Here is a 15,730-nt window from a genome sequence, read left to right on the forward strand (position 1 = left end):
GTTGGCCGCACAGAACTATCTACAGAACAGCCCATATAGCGATGCACCGATGCGCTTTGATGTGGTCGAAGTTATGCCGGCTGAAACAGGGTGGCGGGTGCACTGTATTATGGATGCCTTCCAAGGCTAACTACATAGAAAGGGTGTATGGTTATGCAGTATCTTAGTACCAGAGATTCCAACCTTCGTGTTTCCGCTTCGGAGGCTATCGTTCGCGGTCTGGCACCGCAGAGCGGCCTGTTTGTGCCGGAGTCTTTCCCTAAGGCAGACTTAGAAGGATGGAAACACCTCTCTTACCCGGAACTGGCCCAAAAAGTTTTAGAAGGCTTCTTGACGGACTATTCGGTAGATTTTTTGAAAAAAGCTACCGAAACAACGTACGGCAATGCTTTTGAGGGGAAAGCGGGACGTACAGTCAAGGTGCATGATGGTCTGTATGCGTTGGAACTCTGGCATGGGCCGACCTGCGCCTTTAAAGACTATGCGTTGCAACTGATGCCCAAGCTGTTGGTGGAAGCAAAGCGGAATCTCCAACGCACCGAAACAACGCGGATTTTGGTGGCGACTTCGGGAGATACGGGTAAGGCTGCCTTGGCGGGCTATGCTGGATTGCAAGGCATTGAGATTGCGGTGTTTTATCCCAATGCAGGCACCAGTGAGATTCAGCGCTTGCAGATGGTTACCCAGACAGGGGAAAACGTGCGTGTATATGCGGTAGAGGGCAATTTCGACGATGCCCAGACCGGCGTAAAGCGCGTTTTTGCCGACACGGAGGTGGCTGCCGAACTGGAAGAGCGGAAGATTCGCTTGTCCAGTGCCAACTCGATCAACTGGGGACGCTTGGTGCCGCAGATTGTATATTATTTCTATGCGTACTTCCGCCTTGCTGAACAGGGGAGTGTTGCATGGGGAGCGCCAGTGGACTTCTGCGTACCTACCGGAAACTTTGGAGATATTCTGGCTGGTTATTATGCCCAGCAGATGGGGTTGCCGGTGGGAAAATTGGTCTGTGCTTCGAATAAAAACAATGTTTTGACGGATTTTATTCGGACGGGAACTTATGATGCGCGGCGCACCTTCCACAAAACCACTTCGCCGTCCATGGATATTTTGATTTCTTCCAATCTGGAGCGACTGCTCTACCACGTAAGTGGCAGCAGCGATCAGGTGGCAAATTGGATGAGAGAACTGTCGGAACACGGTATGTATACGGTGGATCCGAAGACGCTGCAAGCGATCCAAAAAGACTTTGCGGCTGGATTTGCGGAGGATGAAGCCGGGGCAGAGGAAATCCGTGCTCGCTATGAACAGGATGGATATCTGTGCGATACCCACACGGCGGTGGCTTTCCGAGTGGCGGAAACCTGTCGTACAACGGCACCGATGGTGGTGCTGTCTACGGCAAGTCCGTTCAAATTCCCCCGCGATGTATTGGCTGCGCTTGGTGCGGAAGTGCCGGCAGGGGATTTTGCCGCGATGAAAGCATTGACGGACAAAACTGGTGAACCCGCGCCGAGAAACTTGCGCGTTCTGGATCAGCTGCCGGTGCGGTTTTCGGACGTGATTGCGCCGTCGGAAATTCGGGCCGCGGCGCTGCGGTAATGCTTTTTGTAAAGCCGGCAGCAAAACAGAGGAATTCGTAAAAACTGAAGGAGCTGTATGGCAGTATTTGCAATCGGAGATTTACACCTTTCGCTGGGAACCAATAAGCCTATGGATGTGTTTTCAGGGTGGGAGGGGTATCTGCCAAAATTAGAACACAACTGGCGCACGCTAGTTCGACCAGAAGATACCGTAATACTGGTCGGTGATACGAGCTGGGCCATGAGCCTCAAAGATACCGAGGCAGACTTTGCTTTTTTACAATCACTGCCCGGTCAAAAGTGGATGCTGAAGGGAAACCACGATTACTGGTGGACAACCGCACGGAAGATGGATTCCTTTTTGCAGGCGAACGGGTTTGATTCATTGCATATTTTGCATAATAATGCTTGCGTGATCGAAGGCACGGCGCTTTGCGGCACCCGCGGTTGGCCTTTTGACGATGCTGCGGCACAGGGCGAAAAGCTAATGGCTCGAGAAGCTGGACGACTGAGAATGTCGCTGCAAGCAGCAGAAAAGGCAGAACAGAAAGTCGCATTTCTGCATTATCCGCCGGTTTATCCCGGCGCTTCGGCGCAGGAACTGCTGGAAGTTCTTAAAGCCTATGACGTAAAGGAATGCTACTATGGCCATTTGCACGGTAAATCAATCCGTTTTGCTGTGCAAGGGGACGTGGATGGGATTCGTTACAAGCTGATTTCTGCCGATGGACTGGGATTTTGTCCGTATAAGGTACGGTAAGGGGGATGCTATGGATTGCCGTAGAACAGATACACGGCAACGATATTGCAAAGAAATTCTTTTGGCGGTGCTTTGTACATTAGCGTTGTCTGTAAATATTGTGGTGGCGGATATCCAAGTCGCTGCAAATGACCTACAGATCGTTACTGGAACCTCCGATACCACCAATATTGATGTTGCCCGCATGCCCTCTTTTTTGGTAGGGCTAGTTAAGCTTCATCAGAATTTTCCGTTGGATTCTTGGGGCTGGGGTGTTTGTGCGGCGGCTTTGGCGTGCTTGCTTCACAAAATTCGAAAATATCAAAATGACCGTCCATCGCGTAAAGTTGTTTTGCTCGCGGCAGGGTTTGGTTTTGTGCAAACGCTTGGACTTAGTATCTGTAAATTAGGAAATTGGAATTTTGTCCTGCAAAATCCTTACCAGATGGTTGTGTCCTTGATCTGTATGGTAGGATATGGGATTCTATTCTATCATGCTTTATGGGGGCTGTATCACTTTCTTCAGCGTCCGATGAGGAAATCCCAAGAACCCGAAAATCGCCTTGCGAAGGCTTTCGCATCTCATCCTGCCCGCGTTTCTGCTTTGGGAATGTGGCTGGCTTGGCTTCCTTGGATGTTGGTGTTTTGGCCGGGGTCCGTTGACTGGGATTCCTATGGGCAAATCTGCCAAATGACGGGATCTGCGGAATTGACCGCTCACCATACAGTGCTTTCTACTTGGTTGCATGGTTGGTGCTTTTGGGCAGGTCGCTTTTTGGGCAGCGACAACCTTGGTGTATTCTTGTATATTCTACTGCACAGTCTAGTTTGTGCATGGGCGTTCGGTCGAATTGTTGGATTTGCTGCTCGGCTTGGGTGTAACCGGTCAATACAGTATGGCGTTACAGCCTTTTTTGCGTTGGTTCCCGTGTGGGGGGCTTTTATCCAAACCCCCGTCAAAGACACGCTGTTTACAGGTTTGTTTGCTGCGTTTGCCGTGTATACAGCGGAATTTATCCTGTTTCCAGAATCGTATGAAGCGGACAAAAAGCACATACTATCCTATATTGCGCTGGCTCTTTTGTGCTGCTTGCTGCGTAAAAATGGGTCGTATGCGGTCGTTCCGACTTTGCTGTTGCTCTTGGTGGCGAAATGGCACGGAAAATTGCGCCGTCAGGCATCGGTTCTGCTTGTGAGTACCCTTGTTGGCATGATGGGATTTTCTCTGTTTACCGACAAAGTGTTGGATATTCCGGCAGGAAGTGTGGGGGAAGCGCTCTCTGTACCGTTCCAACAGACGGCACGGTACGTGTCGGAATATGGGGACGAAGTGACCGACCAAGAAAAGGCGGTGATTGATACTGTTTTGGCGTACGATCAACTGGCGGAGAACTATAATCCGGAATTGTCTGACGGCGTCAAACAGTTTTACAAGAATGTAGGGAAGAGCGATTTACTGCGCTATCTTTTGACTTGGGCGGAGATGGGACTTAAACACCCGGGGTGCTATCTGCAAGCGACACACGCCAATTCGTATGGCTATTATACGATTTGTAAGAGTCAGCCCACCAATGAATACTATATGTTCATTTATGGCCCATCTATGGAGTGGGCAAATTTAGATATTGCCTATGCAGACCAAACGGGGTACTTCCGGTATGCGCTAATACAGTGGACAGCATTGTTTGAAAAAATCCCTTTGGTTGGGTTGCTGACATCTATTGGCTTTTTGTCATGGGGGCTACTTGCGCTGGCTTATTGCTTGTTGCGCGCCCATGCCAAAGGAATATACCCGCTGCTTGTAGGTCTTCTGATCTTGTGGCTGACCTGTATTGCTTCCCCTGTAAACGATTGTATTCGGTATTTCCTTCCGATCATGGCCTGTATTCCGCTGATTTTCTGCGTTGCCATTTACTTTTTACAAAAAAAGTGTGACTAAATTGCCAGTTTTTTCAAAATAGGACTGGTATTCTGCGCAGGAACATGCTATAATTACTTGTATTTTTATGTACATCTATTTTTGGAGGAATTTATAAATGAACCTGATTTCCTGTGAAAAGCTCGAAAAGAGCATGGTCGAACTGCAGTTCTCCATCGATGCGGAGACCTTCAAATCCGCTGTCGGTGCCGCCTTCAAGCGCGAAGGCAAGAAGTACACCATCCCCGGCTTCCGCAAGGGCCATGCCCCCCGTGCGATGATCGAGAAGATGTACGGCAAGGATCTGTTCCAGTATGATGCCATCAATGACCTGTTCCCGGAAAACTACGAAGCTGCCGTGAAAGAGGCTGGCATCGAAGTGGTGGGCGGTCCCGCTCCGGAAGTGGTTTCCATGTCCGAAGAAGAGGGCGCGGTCCTGAAGGTCAAAGTGGCGGTTAAGCCTGAGGTGGAACTGGGCGATTACGTCGGTTTAACCGTGACCAAAGATGTCAAGACTGTTGACGAGGCAGATGTTGACGCTGAGATCAAGCGCATGCAGGATCGTAACGGCCGTCTGTTGACCCGTGAGGGCGAAGCCCAGAACGGCGACACCGCCACCATCGACTTCGAAGGCTTCGTGGACGGCAAGGCTTTTGAGGGCGGCAAGGCTGAGCACTATGCATTGGTGCTGGGCAGCGGCTCCTTCATCCCCGGTTTCGAGGAGCAGGTTGTCGGCCATTCCGCTGGCGAAGAGTTCGACGTCAACGTCAAGTTCCCCGAGGAATATCAGGCTGAGGAACTGGCAGGCAAGGATGCTACCTTTAAGATCAAGCTGCACGAGGTTCAATACAAAGAGCTGCCTGAGCTGGATGACGATTTTGCTAAGGATGTCAGCGAGTACGACACGCTGGAAGAGCTGAAGGATTCCATCCGCAAGGGCATCGCAGCTAACCACGAGAAGCAGGCTGAGCAGAAGGTCGAAAATGACTTGATCGATCAGGTCGTCAACGGCATGAAGGCGGAGATCCCCGATGCGATGATCGAGGGCCGCATGGAAGAGCTGGTTCAGGACTTCCAGTACCGCATTTCTCAGCAGGGCCTCAAGTTGGAGCAGTACCTGCAGTATATGGGCATGACTAAGGAACAGTTCAAGGAGCAGTTCCGTGAGCAGGCTGACAAGCAGGTGAAGATGCGTTTGGCCATGGAAGCCATTGTGGCTAAGGAAAACATCCAGACCACGGAGGAAGAGTTCGAAGCGGAAGTTAAGCGCATTGCCGATGCTTACCAGATGGAAGCTGACAAGGTGAAGAGCTTGATCGATGCTGAGGCTGTCAAGAAGGATCTGGCTGTCAATAAGGCCATCGACTTCGTGAAGGAAAAGGCCAAGGTGGTAGCTGGCGAAGAGGAAAAGAAGCCTGCCAAGAAGACTACCCGCAAGACCACCAAGAAGGCAGAAAAGAAAGAGGAAGAATCCAACAACGAAGAGAAGCAGGGCGAGTAATCGAGTCCTGTAGAACTCCGGAAGTACGATGAAACAGGGCCGATACGGTGTGCACTGCCGCCGTATCGGTTCCTTTATCCGCTTCAATCTATTTTCCATATAAGGAGGGAACCCCTATGAGCCTTGTACCCTATGTAATCGAACAGACTGCGCGCGGCGAGCGCAGCTATGACATTTTCTCTCGATTGCTCAATGACCGTATCATTGTGTTGAGCGAGGATGTCAATCCCACATCCGCCAGTGTTATCGTGGCGCAGCTGCTTTATTTGGAAGGGCAGGACCCGGAGAAGGACATCTACTTCTACATCAATAGCCCGGGCGGCTCCATTTCGGACGGCATGGCAATCCATGACACGATGAACTATATCAAATGTGATGTTTCTACCATCTGCATTGGCATGGCGGCATCGATGGGCTCTTTCCTGCTTGCCAGTGGCGCAAAAGGCAAGCGCTTTGCGCTTCCTAATTCCGAAATCCTGATCCATCAGCCGCTGATCAGCGGCAGTGGCATTTCTGGTCAGGCTACCGATATTCAGATTCATGCGAACCATATCATTCACATCCGGGAACGTATGAACCAGCTGTATAGCGAGTATACCGGTCAGGCGCTGGAAACGATCCAACGGGATACCGAACGCGACAATTATATGACCGCGCAGCAGGCTAAAGAATATGGCCTGATTGACGATATCCTCTATAAACACTGATTCGGGGGAGCAACATGGCAAATTCAACGTCCGGAAAGGACGGAAAAGGACGCGAGTTGATCTGCAGCTTCTGCGGACGCTCTCAAAACGAAGTGGAGCAGCTTCTCATTGGTCCCGGCGTCAATATCTGCAAAGACTGTATCGATATGTGTTATCGGGCCCTTTACAAGGATGAAGACCGTCCGGCACCTCCCCGCGCGGGGGCAGGCCGGCGGCCGGCCCGGGGGGCTGCACAGGCACGGTATGATGTCAATCCGCTGGAAAGCGTAAACATCCTTACCCCGGCCGAGATTAAAGCTGGGCTGGATCAGTATGTCATCGGGCAGGATGCGGCCAAGAAAGTGTTGGCGGTTTCGGTTTACAACCATTACAAGCGCATTCTTTCTGGGCAGGAGAGCAGCGTTGAGCTGCAGAAATCTAATGTATTGATGCTGGGGCCTTCTGGTACGGGCAAAACACTTTTGGCGCAAACGCTGGCTAAAATGCTGAATGTCCCGTTCGCCATCGCTGATGCCACCACCTTGACGGAAGCAGGCTACGTGGGCGAGGATGTAGAAAACATTCTTCTGAAATTGATTCAGGCAGCGGACTTCGACATTCCCAAGGCAGAGATTGGCATCATCTACATCGATGAGATCGATAAGATTACGCGCAAGAGTGAGAACCCTTCCATTACCCGCGATGTGGGCGGCGAAGGTGTGCAACAGGCTCTGCTGAAAATTGTGGAAGGTACGGTCAGCAATGTGCCGCCGAATGGTGGCCGCAAACATCCGCAGCAGGAATTTATTCAGATCAACACCAAGAATATCCTGTTTATTTGCGGCGGCGCTTTTGACGGTTTGGAAAAGCTGATTCAAAAACGTACCGATAATGCCTCTTTGGGATTCGGCAGCCAACTTCGTACAACGCTGGATAAGGACGAAACGCGGCAGAAACTGCTGAAAAAGGTAGAGCCGGATGACCTTGTGAAATTTGGCTTGATTCCGGAATTGATTGGACGCCTGCCGGTGGTTACCGTACTGGATCCGTTGGATGAGGATGCACTGGTGCGCGTTTTGACAGAGCCCAAGAACAGTATCGTTCGCCAATATAAAGAGTTGCTGCATCTGGACAATGCCGAGTTGGTATTCACCGATGCTGCCTTGCATGCCATCGCCAAAAAGACGGTGGAACGCAAGAGCGGGGCACGCGGATTGCGCAGTGTAGTGGAAGATCTGCTGATTCCTATTATGTACGAGATTCCTTCTGATGCAACGATTACCAAAGTGACCATTGACGAGGATACAGTGGAAGACGGTGCGCCGCATATCGAACACGGTATGATGCGTCCTCGCTATAAAAACATTGCCTCGGTAAACCAGTAAACAAAATTCCCGGACAGCTATTTCGCTGTCCGGGAATTGTTATACAAAAAATTATTGCTCTTGGAAGGTGAGACCGGTATCACTCATCTCGCTGACAATCGCAAGGCTGGCCAGTTTGTAACCAGCGGCACGCAATTCGGCACCACCGGGCTGGAAGCCTTTTTCGATGCAAATGCCAATGCCGCCTACTGTACAACCGGATTGATTACAGATGTCCAAAAGCCCCTTCATTGCCTTACCGTTGGCCAAAAAGTCATCCAAAATCAGAACTTTGTCGCTGGGGAAAAGGAATTTCTTGGCCAGCGTGATGTCGTAATCGCGGCCATAGGTATAAGAGTGAACTTTGGAGGTGAAGACATCCCCGTCGATATTTTTGCTTTTTGCCTTTTTGGCAAACACGACTGGCACATGGAAATGACGTGCAGTCATGCAGGCAATGGCGATACCGGAAGCCTCAATAGTCAGAATCTTATTGATGCCATCGTCTTTAAAAATTCGGTGAAACTCTGCACCGATTTGATCTAAAAGCTCCACGTCCAGCTGGTGGTTCAGAAAACAATCGACCTTCAATACATTGCCGGGCCGAACTTGCCCTTCCTGCAGAATACGCTGCTCCAAAAGTTTCATCTGCAATTTTCCCCTTTCACGGTTTACGTTGTTCCTTATCTATCCATTATGACAAATTCCAACATATTTTGCAAGTTTTTTACAATAAATGGCTGGACAATTTTGCTAATATGGCAGGTTGATAACATTTTGTAACCAAAATTTGTGTAAAATGGACACAAAATAGAGAAAACACCGTTTCAACACTGTCGAAAAGAAACATTGCGCTTTTGAGCGTAAAAGTCTATAATTCATTTATACTACAGCACAGGGGTGTGCGACCCGCCGTAAGGCAGCGTGTGCTGTAAGAATTTTAGGAGGGTAAGACAACCATGAAAAAAATCGTTAGTTCTGTTCTGGCGGCTTCTATGGTGCTGAGTTTGGCGGCTTGCGGCTCCTCTGCAAGCACCTCGGAGAGCACTTCTTCGGAGGCTACTACTTCTTCTGCGGCAACCGGCGAATCTGCTGGTTCCGGCGCTTATACCGGTACGCCCATTAAGATCGGTGGTATCGGCCCTGTGACCGGCGCTGCTGCTGTGTATGGCAACGCGGTTAAGAACGCTGAAGAACTGGCTGTCAAAGAAATCAATGCAGCTAATGGCAGCGACGTGTTTGAGTGGCAGTTCGAGGATGACGAGAACGATGCCGAGAAGAGCATTAACGCCTACAATACTTTGAAAGACTGGGGCATGCAGATTTTGGCTGGTCCTGTCACGACGACCCCGTCTGTGGCAGTGGCCTCTGAAACGGTCAACGACAACCTGTTTATGCTGACTCCGTCTGCTTCTTCCTTGTCCGTCATTCTGGAAGATCCCAATGTGGAAGAGCCGGTCGCTCGTGGCAATGTTTTCCAGATCTGCTTCACCGACCCCAACCAAGGCGTTGCTTCTGCGGACTACATCGCTGACAACGGTTTGCCCACCAAGATCGGCGTGATCTATGACTCTTCGGACGCCTATTCTTCCGGTATTTATGAGAAGTTTAAGGCGGAAGCCGCTGTCAAGGGTTTGGAGATTGTTGCCGCTGAAGCATTTACTGCTGATAACAAAGCTGACCTCTCTACGCAGCTGGCCAAATGTCAGGAAGCTGGTGCGGAACTGGTGTTCCTGCCCATCTACTATCAGGAAGCTTCTCAGATCCTGATTGCCGCGGACAAGATCGGCTACACGCCTGAATTCTTTGGCTGCGATGGTATGGACGGTATCCTCTCGATCGAGGGCTTTGACACCTCTTTGGCGGAAGGCCTGATGTTGCTGACTCCGTTCGCTGCGGACGCTGATGATGAAAAGACGCAGGCTTTCGTTTCCGCTTATGAGGCTGCTTACGGCGAAACCCCGAACCAGTTTGCTGCGGATGCCTACGACGTTATCTACTCTCTCTATGAGGCGGTTCTGGCCGGTGGTATCAACGGTGATATGGACGCCAGTGAGATCTGCGATGCGCTCAAGACTCAGTACACGAGCATGACCTTTGACGGTCTGACCGGTACCGGTATGACTTGGGATGCTACGGGTGCGATCTCCAAGAACCCCAAGGCTGTTGTGATCAAAGACGGCGCTTACGCTGCAATGTGATACGCCTGACGCGGTTGTAAACTGAATTCCGTTGCCAATGGAGCTGCCGGACAGTGGGTTCGGCAGCTCTTTTTGGCATAGGAGCGCAAGCACAGAAATTTGTGTACATGGCGGCGAGAAAAAAGCATTGTTTTGACGAAGGAATTGTGCTACTATGGTACTATATTTTTGTGCGCGTGCGGCCCTGTTGCGTCAGAAATAAATAGAGTGAGGTGTTTACGCAATGCAGTTTTTGTCCTACTTGATCAATGGTATCAGTCTAGGCAGCGTATATGCGCTGATTGCCCTTGGCTATACAATGGTCTACGGCATTGCCAAAATGTTGAACTTCGCCCACGGCGATGTCATCATGATCGGTAGTTATGTCGTGTTCTTTACCTTTGGTTCCTCTGGCATGAACCCTGTTTTAGCAATTTTGCTTTCTATGGTAGTTTGTACGCTATTGGGCGTTACAATCGAACGAATCGCTTACCGTCCTCTTCGGGAAGCGCCTTCTTTGGCGGTTTTGATTACTGCGATTGGTGTTAGCTATCTGTTGCAGCAGGTGGCTCAGTTGACATGGTCTTCCAATCCGGTCAGCTTTATTTCCGTTGTCTCTCGGGCTGAATTTTTGAAGCCTATCTCGCTGTTTGACGGGCAGTTGACGATTTCGGTGGAAACGATTTTGACCATCGTTGTCTGTTTGGTCATTATGGCGGTTTTGATGTGGTTTATCAATAATACCTCTGCGGGACATGCGATGCTAGCGGTTTCGGAGGACCGTGGTGCTGCCCAGCTGATGGGTGTCAATGTAAACGGAACCATTTCTTTGACGTTTGCAATTGGTTCGGCACTGGCGGCAGTGGCAGGCGCATTGCTTTGCTCCTCGTATCCTACGCTGCAGCCCACCACCGGCGCGATGCCCGGCATTAAAGCGTTCGTGGCGGCGGTTTTTGGTGGTATCGGCTCCATCCCCGGCGCATTCTTGGGTGGCATCCTTTTGGGCGTTATCGAAAACCTGAGCAAAGCCTATATCTCCACGCAGTTGTCGGATGCAATCGTCTTTTTAGTACTGGTAGTTGTACTGATTGTGAAGCCTACCGGTTTGCTGGGCAAGAAAGTCAACGTGAAAGTGTGAGGTGGCGGCGATGAATTTGAAAAATATGAAGCGCTCCACAAAGAGCAACCTGATTACGTTTGGCATTGTCATTGCATTTTATCTTATTGTGCAGATTCTTTCTGCGGCAGATGTGCTGACGAACTCCTTCTCCGGACAGTTGGTGCCCATCTGTGCCTATGTTATTTTGGCAATCTCTTTGAATCTGACGGTTGGCTTTCTCGGAGAGTTGAGTCTGGGCCACGCCGGATTTATGAGTGTGGGCGCCTTTTCTGGGGCGTTGGTTTGGGTAAATCTGAGCAAGACGATGCCCGAACCGCTTGCCTTGTTGCTGGCTTTTGTGGTTGGCGGCATCGTTGCAGGCTTGTTTGGTTTCTTGGTTGGCGTCCCGGTCCTGCGTCTTTCCGGTGACTATTTGGCTATTGTGACGTTGGCTTTTGGCGAAATCGTAAAGAATGTAATGAATGCCTGCTATTTGGGCGTGGATTCCAACGGATTGCACTTTTCTTTGAAAGATTCCAGCTCTCTGGGGATGGAGTCCAATGGTAAGCTGCTGATCAACGGTGCACAGGGGATCACCGGCATTTCCAAGGCGTCTACGTTCACGCTGGGGACGGTTTTGGTGCTCCTGACACTGATCGTCATTTTAAACCTTGTACATTCCCGCGCAGGGCGTGCCATTACGGCCATTCGTGACAATGAAATTGCTGCCCGCTCCGTAGGCGTTCCCATCACAAAGTATAAGCTGATGGCGTTCGTTACGTCGGCTGTTTTTGCCGGTATTGCAGGTGTGCTGTACGCTTTGAATTACTCTTCGTTGGTTGCCAAGAAGTTTGACTACAATACGTCGATTTTGATTCTCGTCTTTGTGGTTTTGGGCGGTATTGGCAATTTGCGCGGATCTATCATTGCGGCGGCAGTTTTGACCGTCTTGCCGGAAATGCTGCGCAGTATGAACGACTACCGTATGCTGATTTATGCCATTGTCTTGATTGTGGTGATGATCTTTAATCAGAGTCCGCAGATGATCGAATGGCGGAACAAACTGACGGCTCGATTCCGTAAAAATCATTCCGCCTCCAAAGCAAAACAGAAGAAAGGGGTGGCGTAACATGGCATTGCTGGAAGTTAGTAATTTGGGCATTGCCTTCGGCGGTCTGCAGGCCGTTGCACAGCTAGACCTTTCTATTGAAAAAGGACATTTGTATGGCTTGATTGGCCCGAACGGTGCTGGTAAAACGACGGGATTCAATATGCTGACCGGCGTGTATAAACCAACCGAGGGCAACATTGTGCTGGATGGCAAGGACATTACCGGCCAAAGCCCTGAATTGATCAGCCGCGCCGGGGTGGCGCGCACCTTCCAGAACATTCGCTTGTTCAACGATATGTCGGTACTGGATAACGTTAAGGTGGGCTTGCACAATCAGATTAAATACAACATGTGGACCGGTATTTTGCGTTTGCCGGCTTACAAAGAAAAAGAGCACGAAATGAACCGTGCCGCCCATAAACTGCTGAAGATTTTTGATCTGGATGGGGAGGCCAATCTGAAGGCCAGCCAGCTTCCGTACGGTAAGCAGCGCAAGTTGGAGATTGCCCGTGCATTGGCAACGAACCCGAAGCTGCTGCTGTTGGATGAGCCCGCTGCCGGTATGAACCCCAATGAGACAGAGGAATTGATGCAGACTGTGCGTAGTGTGCGGGACCAGTTTGGTATCGCAATCTTGTTGATCGAGCATGACATGAACTTTGTCATGGGCATCTGCGAAGAAATTACCGTATTGGATTACGGCCGTGTAATCGCTCGAGGCGACGGCAAGGCTATCCGCAATAACCCCAAGGTAATTGCGGCCTATTTGGGAGGTGATTGACGATGGGGGAGATGCTATCGGTAAAGAACATCAACGTTTTTTATGGGTCCATCCACGCCATCCGGGATGTGTCCTTCCATGTCAATGAAGGGGAAATTGTTACCCTGATCGGTGCTAACGGTGCCGGCAAAACAACAACAATGCATGCAATTTCCGGCTTGTTGAAGCTGAAAAGCGGTGAGATTGACTATTGCGGTCAGACCATCAGCAAGATGGAGGCGCATAAAATCATCCGTTTGGGCTTGGCACAGGTTCCGGAAGGACGTCGTGTTTTTAGTGGCTTGACGGTGCAGCAGAACTTGCAGATGGGCGCCTATGTGCGCCGTGATGGGAAAGAAGCGATCCAGAATGACTTCGATATGGTCTTTGAATTGCTTCCCCGTTTGAAAGAGCGGCGCAATCAGCCTGCCGGAACTTTGTCTGGCGGTGAACAGCAGATGCTGGCGATGGGACGTGCCTTGATGTGCAAGCCCAAAATGTTGCTGCTGGATGAACCTTCTATGGGTCTGTCTCCGCTTTTGGTGAAGGAAATCTTCAAGATCATCCGGGAAGTCAACCGCAACGGTGTGACGGTTCTGCTGGTGGAACAGAATGCGAAAATGGCTTTGGAGATTGCCAATCGTGCTTATGTTTTGGAAACCGGCACGATTAAGATGGAAGGCGAAGCCACTGAACTGGCCAACAACATCGAAGTGCGAAAAGCCTACCTGGGATGCTAAAGTGATTTTGCACGGGCAAAACGCTACGATCCTTACATACTAAAAAGCTCCCCGCCTGTCGGACAAAGCATCCGGCATGCGGGGAGTTCTATTTATAAATGGGGGAAAATGGATTAGAGCAAACCGACAGGTGGGCGATCATCTTCGGTGCTCGGCTGTGTAAGCATATCCATGAGTTTGGAATAGATTTCACTGCCATGAGCGGTGAAATTATTCTTAATGGTTTCTGCCGTCAGCTGATCAGGCATGGCAAGCTGCAAACGAAATACGTCGCTGCCTAGATCACCGATAGCACACCACACTGTATATTCGCCGTTTTCTTCTTCAATGTGGGCACGATTCATCGCTGCTTTGTGGCGCCAACTTTGAATTTGCATGACGGCACGGATTGCACTTTCCCGTACAGTACGCGGTAAATCCAAAGCCAACGTGTCGGCCACTGTGGAACCTTTTTCCGTAATGGAATAGCGGGAATCCTCACCGACCGAAACCAACTGCTGCCGTTCCACATCCTGCAAGGCATCGGCAAATTCGAAATAGTTGACAAGTTGCTCCTGCAAAAGCGCACCTTGTAAAGTGTCTCGGGATACAGGACCAGCGGTCTTTACAAGATAACACAGCAAAATTCGAATTTGCGTATCATCTGTAAGGCCGCCTGGCTTTACACCCGCGGTAAATGCTTCTGCCATGCAATCACATCCTTGCCCACTATACTTGCTTACTCTATTATTATACACATGGCTGCGGAAAGTGGCAAGATACCTTTGGCAAAAATAATGCGGTACGTACTTAGCCAAAAATCGTCTCGATTTGTTTGCGGCTCTGAGGCGTGGAATACGTCCATTTTTTAATTCTTCCACGGGTGACAAAATAGTGTGGCTCGAAGCGCAGCGGCTGCGACAGATTTTTGTTGACCACCACCAGCTTGATCTTCATTTTGTCAGGAAGAATATTTTTGATATAGACGCTGACAGCTTGCCCCGGATGTAAAGAGGGATCGGCTTCTGCCAAGCCGGCAAGGTTGGGGGCAATCTCAATAAAGACACCGTATTCTTCCACGCTGCGGACGATGCCGACAACGGTTTCTCCGGCGGCAAAGCAGGCAGCATTTTCACTCCAAGTCCCCAGCAATTCCCGCAGAGTAAGAACGATTCGTCCTTGTACATCACGGTTTTTGATGGCACACAAAAGTTGTTGGCCTACTTGAACGCGATCGTTCGGGGAGGAAATGCGAGAAACAGATAGACAGTCAATAGGCAAAAGCGCTGAAATGCCACAGCCAATGTCGCAGAAGGCACCAAAATTTTCAATGTGGGTAACAGTACAGGGGATGACGCTGCCGGATTCCAATGTGTCCAGATACTGTTGTCGGCAAAGGCGTTGTGCCGCTGCTCGTGATAGGAGATACGCTTCTTCTCCGTTTTCGTCGGTAATCGTACCAGTTATGACGAAGCAGGTTGGCCGTCCGACGCGGGTGAGTACGGCGATGTCTTTGATGGATTCGCCTTGGGGGAAATCCAGACATTCCTCATGAGGCATATAGCCTCGTTGCCCGCAGAGCTCAAAGCGAAGTCGGCGCTCGGTATCATACGCCAGAGCGGTGCTTTGCAAAATTTCTCCCGTGTTGATGCAGTGGTACAGCTCTTCTTTACTCAGATGATTTGCGTTTCGGCAAAGGCCTTCGGCACGATATTCCAACATTTTCGGTTCCTCATTTCTTGTGATTTCCGCTTTGCTTTTTATAAAGCGGTTGGTAAACTTTTATGCGTTCGATTTGCAAAACAATACTGTCTGTACTATAATAAGAGAGCAAAATTTTAAGAAAAGGTGGTGCGCCGTATGGACGTTCGCGTTGGCGACATTATTCAAACGAAAAAGCCGCACCCATGCGGTGCGAACCAGTTCGCTGTTTTGCGCGTGGGAATGGATTTTAAAATACGCTGTCAGGGTTGTGGACATGAAATCATGCTGTCCCGCGCTAAAATTGAACGAAATATCAAGAAAATCATCCGGGACTCGGTCGAGTAGCCTTGCATCGCTATTATGTAA

The 15,730-nt window shown here is 50.1% G+C and carries 15 protein-coding genes; 12 read left to right on the top strand and 3 right to left on the bottom strand.

The window, feature by feature from the left end:
• Positions 1–153: 153 nt before the first annotated feature.
• From thrC to clpX, 6 genes are all read left to right on the top strand, one after another.
• Complete coding sequence (gene thrC / locus Q0526_RS12425) at positions 154–1,602, top strand: threonine synthase (RefSeq protein WP_298734094.1); 1,449 nt, start codon at positions 154–156, stop codon at positions 1,600–1,602.
• A 57-nt stretch (positions 1,603–1,659) separates the two neighbouring features.
• Positions 1,660–2,343, top strand: a complete 684-nt coding sequence (locus Q0526_RS12430; protein WP_298734096.1) for a metallophosphoesterase — start codon at positions 1,660–1,662, stop codon at positions 2,341–2,343.
• Positions 2,344–2,353: 10 nt separating this feature from the next.
• A complete protein-coding gene (locus Q0526_RS12435; RefSeq protein ID WP_298734098.1) occupies positions 2,354–4,261 on the top strand; it encodes a DUF6020 family protein in 1,908 nt (635 codons plus the stop codon).
• Positions 4,262–4,358: 97 nt separating this feature from the next.
• The gene (gene tig, locus Q0526_RS12440; RefSeq protein ID WP_298734100.1) at positions 4,359–5,741 is read left to right on the top strand and encodes a trigger factor; all 1,383 of its coding nucleotides are present in this window, start codon (positions 4,359–4,361) and stop codon (positions 5,739–5,741) included.
• Positions 5,742–5,857: 116 nt separating this feature from the next.
• Positions 5,858–6,448: an ATP-dependent Clp protease proteolytic subunit gene (locus Q0526_RS12445; protein ID WP_298734102.1), complete on the top strand. Its 591-nt coding sequence runs from the start codon at positions 5,858–5,860 to the stop codon at positions 6,446–6,448.
• A gap of 14 nt (positions 6,449–6,462) precedes the next feature.
• Positions 6,463–7,812 carry an ATP-dependent Clp protease ATP-binding subunit ClpX gene (gene clpX, locus Q0526_RS12450; protein ID WP_298734104.1) on the top strand — a complete coding sequence of 450 codons (1,350 nt, stop codon included), beginning with the start codon at positions 6,463–6,465 and terminating at the stop codon, positions 7,810–7,812.
• 51 nt (positions 7,813–7,863) lie between these two features.
• Here clpX and Q0526_RS12455 read toward each other — a convergent pair whose 3' ends face one another.
• On the bottom strand, positions 7,864–8,439 hold the full coding sequence (locus Q0526_RS12455; protein WP_298734106.1) for a xanthine phosphoribosyltransferase: 576 nt from the start codon (positions 8,437–8,439) through the stop codon (positions 7,864–7,866).
• Between the two features lie 311 nt (positions 8,440–8,750).
• On the opposite strand from Q0526_RS12455, the gene Q0526_RS12460 reads away from it, so the two are divergent.
• The 5 genes from Q0526_RS12460 to Q0526_RS12480 all read left to right on the top strand — a co-directional run bounded on the left by Q0526_RS12460 (position 8,751) and on the right by Q0526_RS12480 (position 13,681).
• Positions 8,751–9,992 (top strand): ABC transporter substrate-binding protein, encoded by a 1,242-nt coding sequence (locus tag Q0526_RS12460; RefSeq protein WP_298734108.1) that lies wholly within the window; start codon positions 8,751–8,753, stop codon positions 9,990–9,992.
• 223 nt (positions 9,993–10,215) lie between these two features.
• Positions 10,216–11,109: a branched-chain amino acid ABC transporter permease gene (locus Q0526_RS12465; protein WP_298734110.1), complete on the top strand. Its 894-nt coding sequence runs from the start codon at positions 10,216–10,218 to the stop codon at positions 11,107–11,109.
• A 10-nt stretch (positions 11,110–11,119) separates the two neighbouring features.
• The gene (locus tag Q0526_RS12470) at positions 11,120–12,199 is read left to right on the top strand and encodes a branched-chain amino acid ABC transporter permease (RefSeq protein ID WP_298734112.1); all 1,080 of its coding nucleotides are present in this window, start codon (positions 11,120–11,122) and stop codon (positions 12,197–12,199) included.
• A 1-nt stretch (position 12,200) separates the two neighbouring features.
• Entirely contained in the window at positions 12,201–12,962 is a 762-nt protein-coding gene (locus tag Q0526_RS12475) for an ABC transporter ATP-binding protein (protein WP_298734114.1), read from the top strand.
• 2 nt (positions 12,963–12,964) lie between these two features.
• Positions 12,965–13,681: an ABC transporter ATP-binding protein gene (locus Q0526_RS12480; protein ID WP_298734116.1), complete on the top strand. Its 717-nt coding sequence runs from the start codon at positions 12,965–12,967 to the stop codon at positions 13,679–13,681.
• Between the two features lie 113 nt (positions 13,682–13,794).
• On the opposite strand, the gene Q0526_RS12485 is transcribed toward Q0526_RS12480, so the two are convergent.
• Positions 13,795–14,370, bottom strand: coding sequence for a DUF4364 family protein (locus Q0526_RS12485; protein WP_298734118.1), 576 nt, complete (start codon positions 14,368–14,370; stop codon positions 13,795–13,797).
• A gap of 100 nt (positions 14,371–14,470) precedes the next feature.
• Positions 14,471–15,382, bottom strand: coding sequence for a S1 RNA-binding domain-containing protein (locus tag Q0526_RS12490; protein WP_298734120.1), 912 nt, complete (start codon positions 15,380–15,382; stop codon positions 14,471–14,473).
• Between the two features lie 138 nt (positions 15,383–15,520).
• Here Q0526_RS12490 and Q0526_RS12495 point away from each other — a divergent pair, with 138 nt between their 5' ends.
• Positions 15,521–15,709 (top strand): DUF951 domain-containing protein, encoded by a 189-nt coding sequence (locus Q0526_RS12495; protein ID WP_298734122.1) that lies wholly within the window; start codon positions 15,521–15,523, stop codon positions 15,707–15,709.
• Positions 15,710–15,730 lie beyond the last annotated feature (21 nt).

Source organism: uncultured Subdoligranulum sp. (assembly GCF_937890665.1).

Coding starts and splice junctions, on each gene's coding strand:
- thrC (WP_298734094.1), top strand. CDS start 154: ATGCAGTATCTTAGTACCAGAGATTCCAACCTTCGTGTTTCCGCTTCG.
- Q0526_RS12430 (WP_298734096.1), top strand. CDS start 1,660: ATGGCAGTATTTGCAATCGGAGATTTACACCTTTCGCTGGGAACCAAT.
- Q0526_RS12435 (WP_298734098.1), top strand. CDS start 2,354: ATGGATTGCCGTAGAACAGATACACGGCAACGATATTGCAAAGAAATT.
- tig (WP_298734100.1), top strand. CDS start 4,359: ATGAACCTGATTTCCTGTGAAAAGCTCGAAAAGAGCATGGTCGAACTG.
- Q0526_RS12445 (WP_298734102.1), top strand. CDS start 5,858: ATGAGCCTTGTACCCTATGTAATCGAACAGACTGCGCGCGGCGAGCGC.
- clpX (WP_298734104.1), top strand. CDS start 6,463: ATGGCAAATTCAACGTCCGGAAAGGACGGAAAAGGACGCGAGTTGATC.
- Q0526_RS12455 (WP_298734106.1), bottom strand. CDS start 8,439: ATGAAACTTTTGGAGCAGCGTATTCTGCAGGAAGGGCAAGTTCGGCCC.
- Q0526_RS12460 (WP_298734108.1), top strand. CDS start 8,751: ATGAAAAAAATCGTTAGTTCTGTTCTGGCGGCTTCTATGGTGCTGAGT.
- Q0526_RS12465 (WP_298734110.1), top strand. CDS start 10,216: ATGCAGTTTTTGTCCTACTTGATCAATGGTATCAGTCTAGGCAGCGTA.
- Q0526_RS12470 (WP_298734112.1), top strand. CDS start 11,120: ATGAATTTGAAAAATATGAAGCGCTCCACAAAGAGCAACCTGATTACG.
- Q0526_RS12475 (WP_298734114.1), top strand. CDS start 12,201: ATGGCATTGCTGGAAGTTAGTAATTTGGGCATTGCCTTCGGCGGTCTG.
- Q0526_RS12480 (WP_298734116.1), top strand. CDS start 12,965: ATGGGGGAGATGCTATCGGTAAAGAACATCAACGTTTTTTATGGGTCC.
- Q0526_RS12485 (WP_298734118.1), bottom strand. CDS start 14,370: ATGGCAGAAGCATTTACCGCGGGTGTAAAGCCAGGCGGCCTTACAGAT.
- Q0526_RS12490 (WP_298734120.1), bottom strand. CDS start 15,382: ATGTTGGAATATCGTGCCGAAGGCCTTTGCCGAAACGCAAATCATCTG.
- Q0526_RS12495 (WP_298734122.1), top strand. CDS start 15,521: ATGGACGTTCGCGTTGGCGACATTATTCAAACGAAAAAGCCGCACCCA.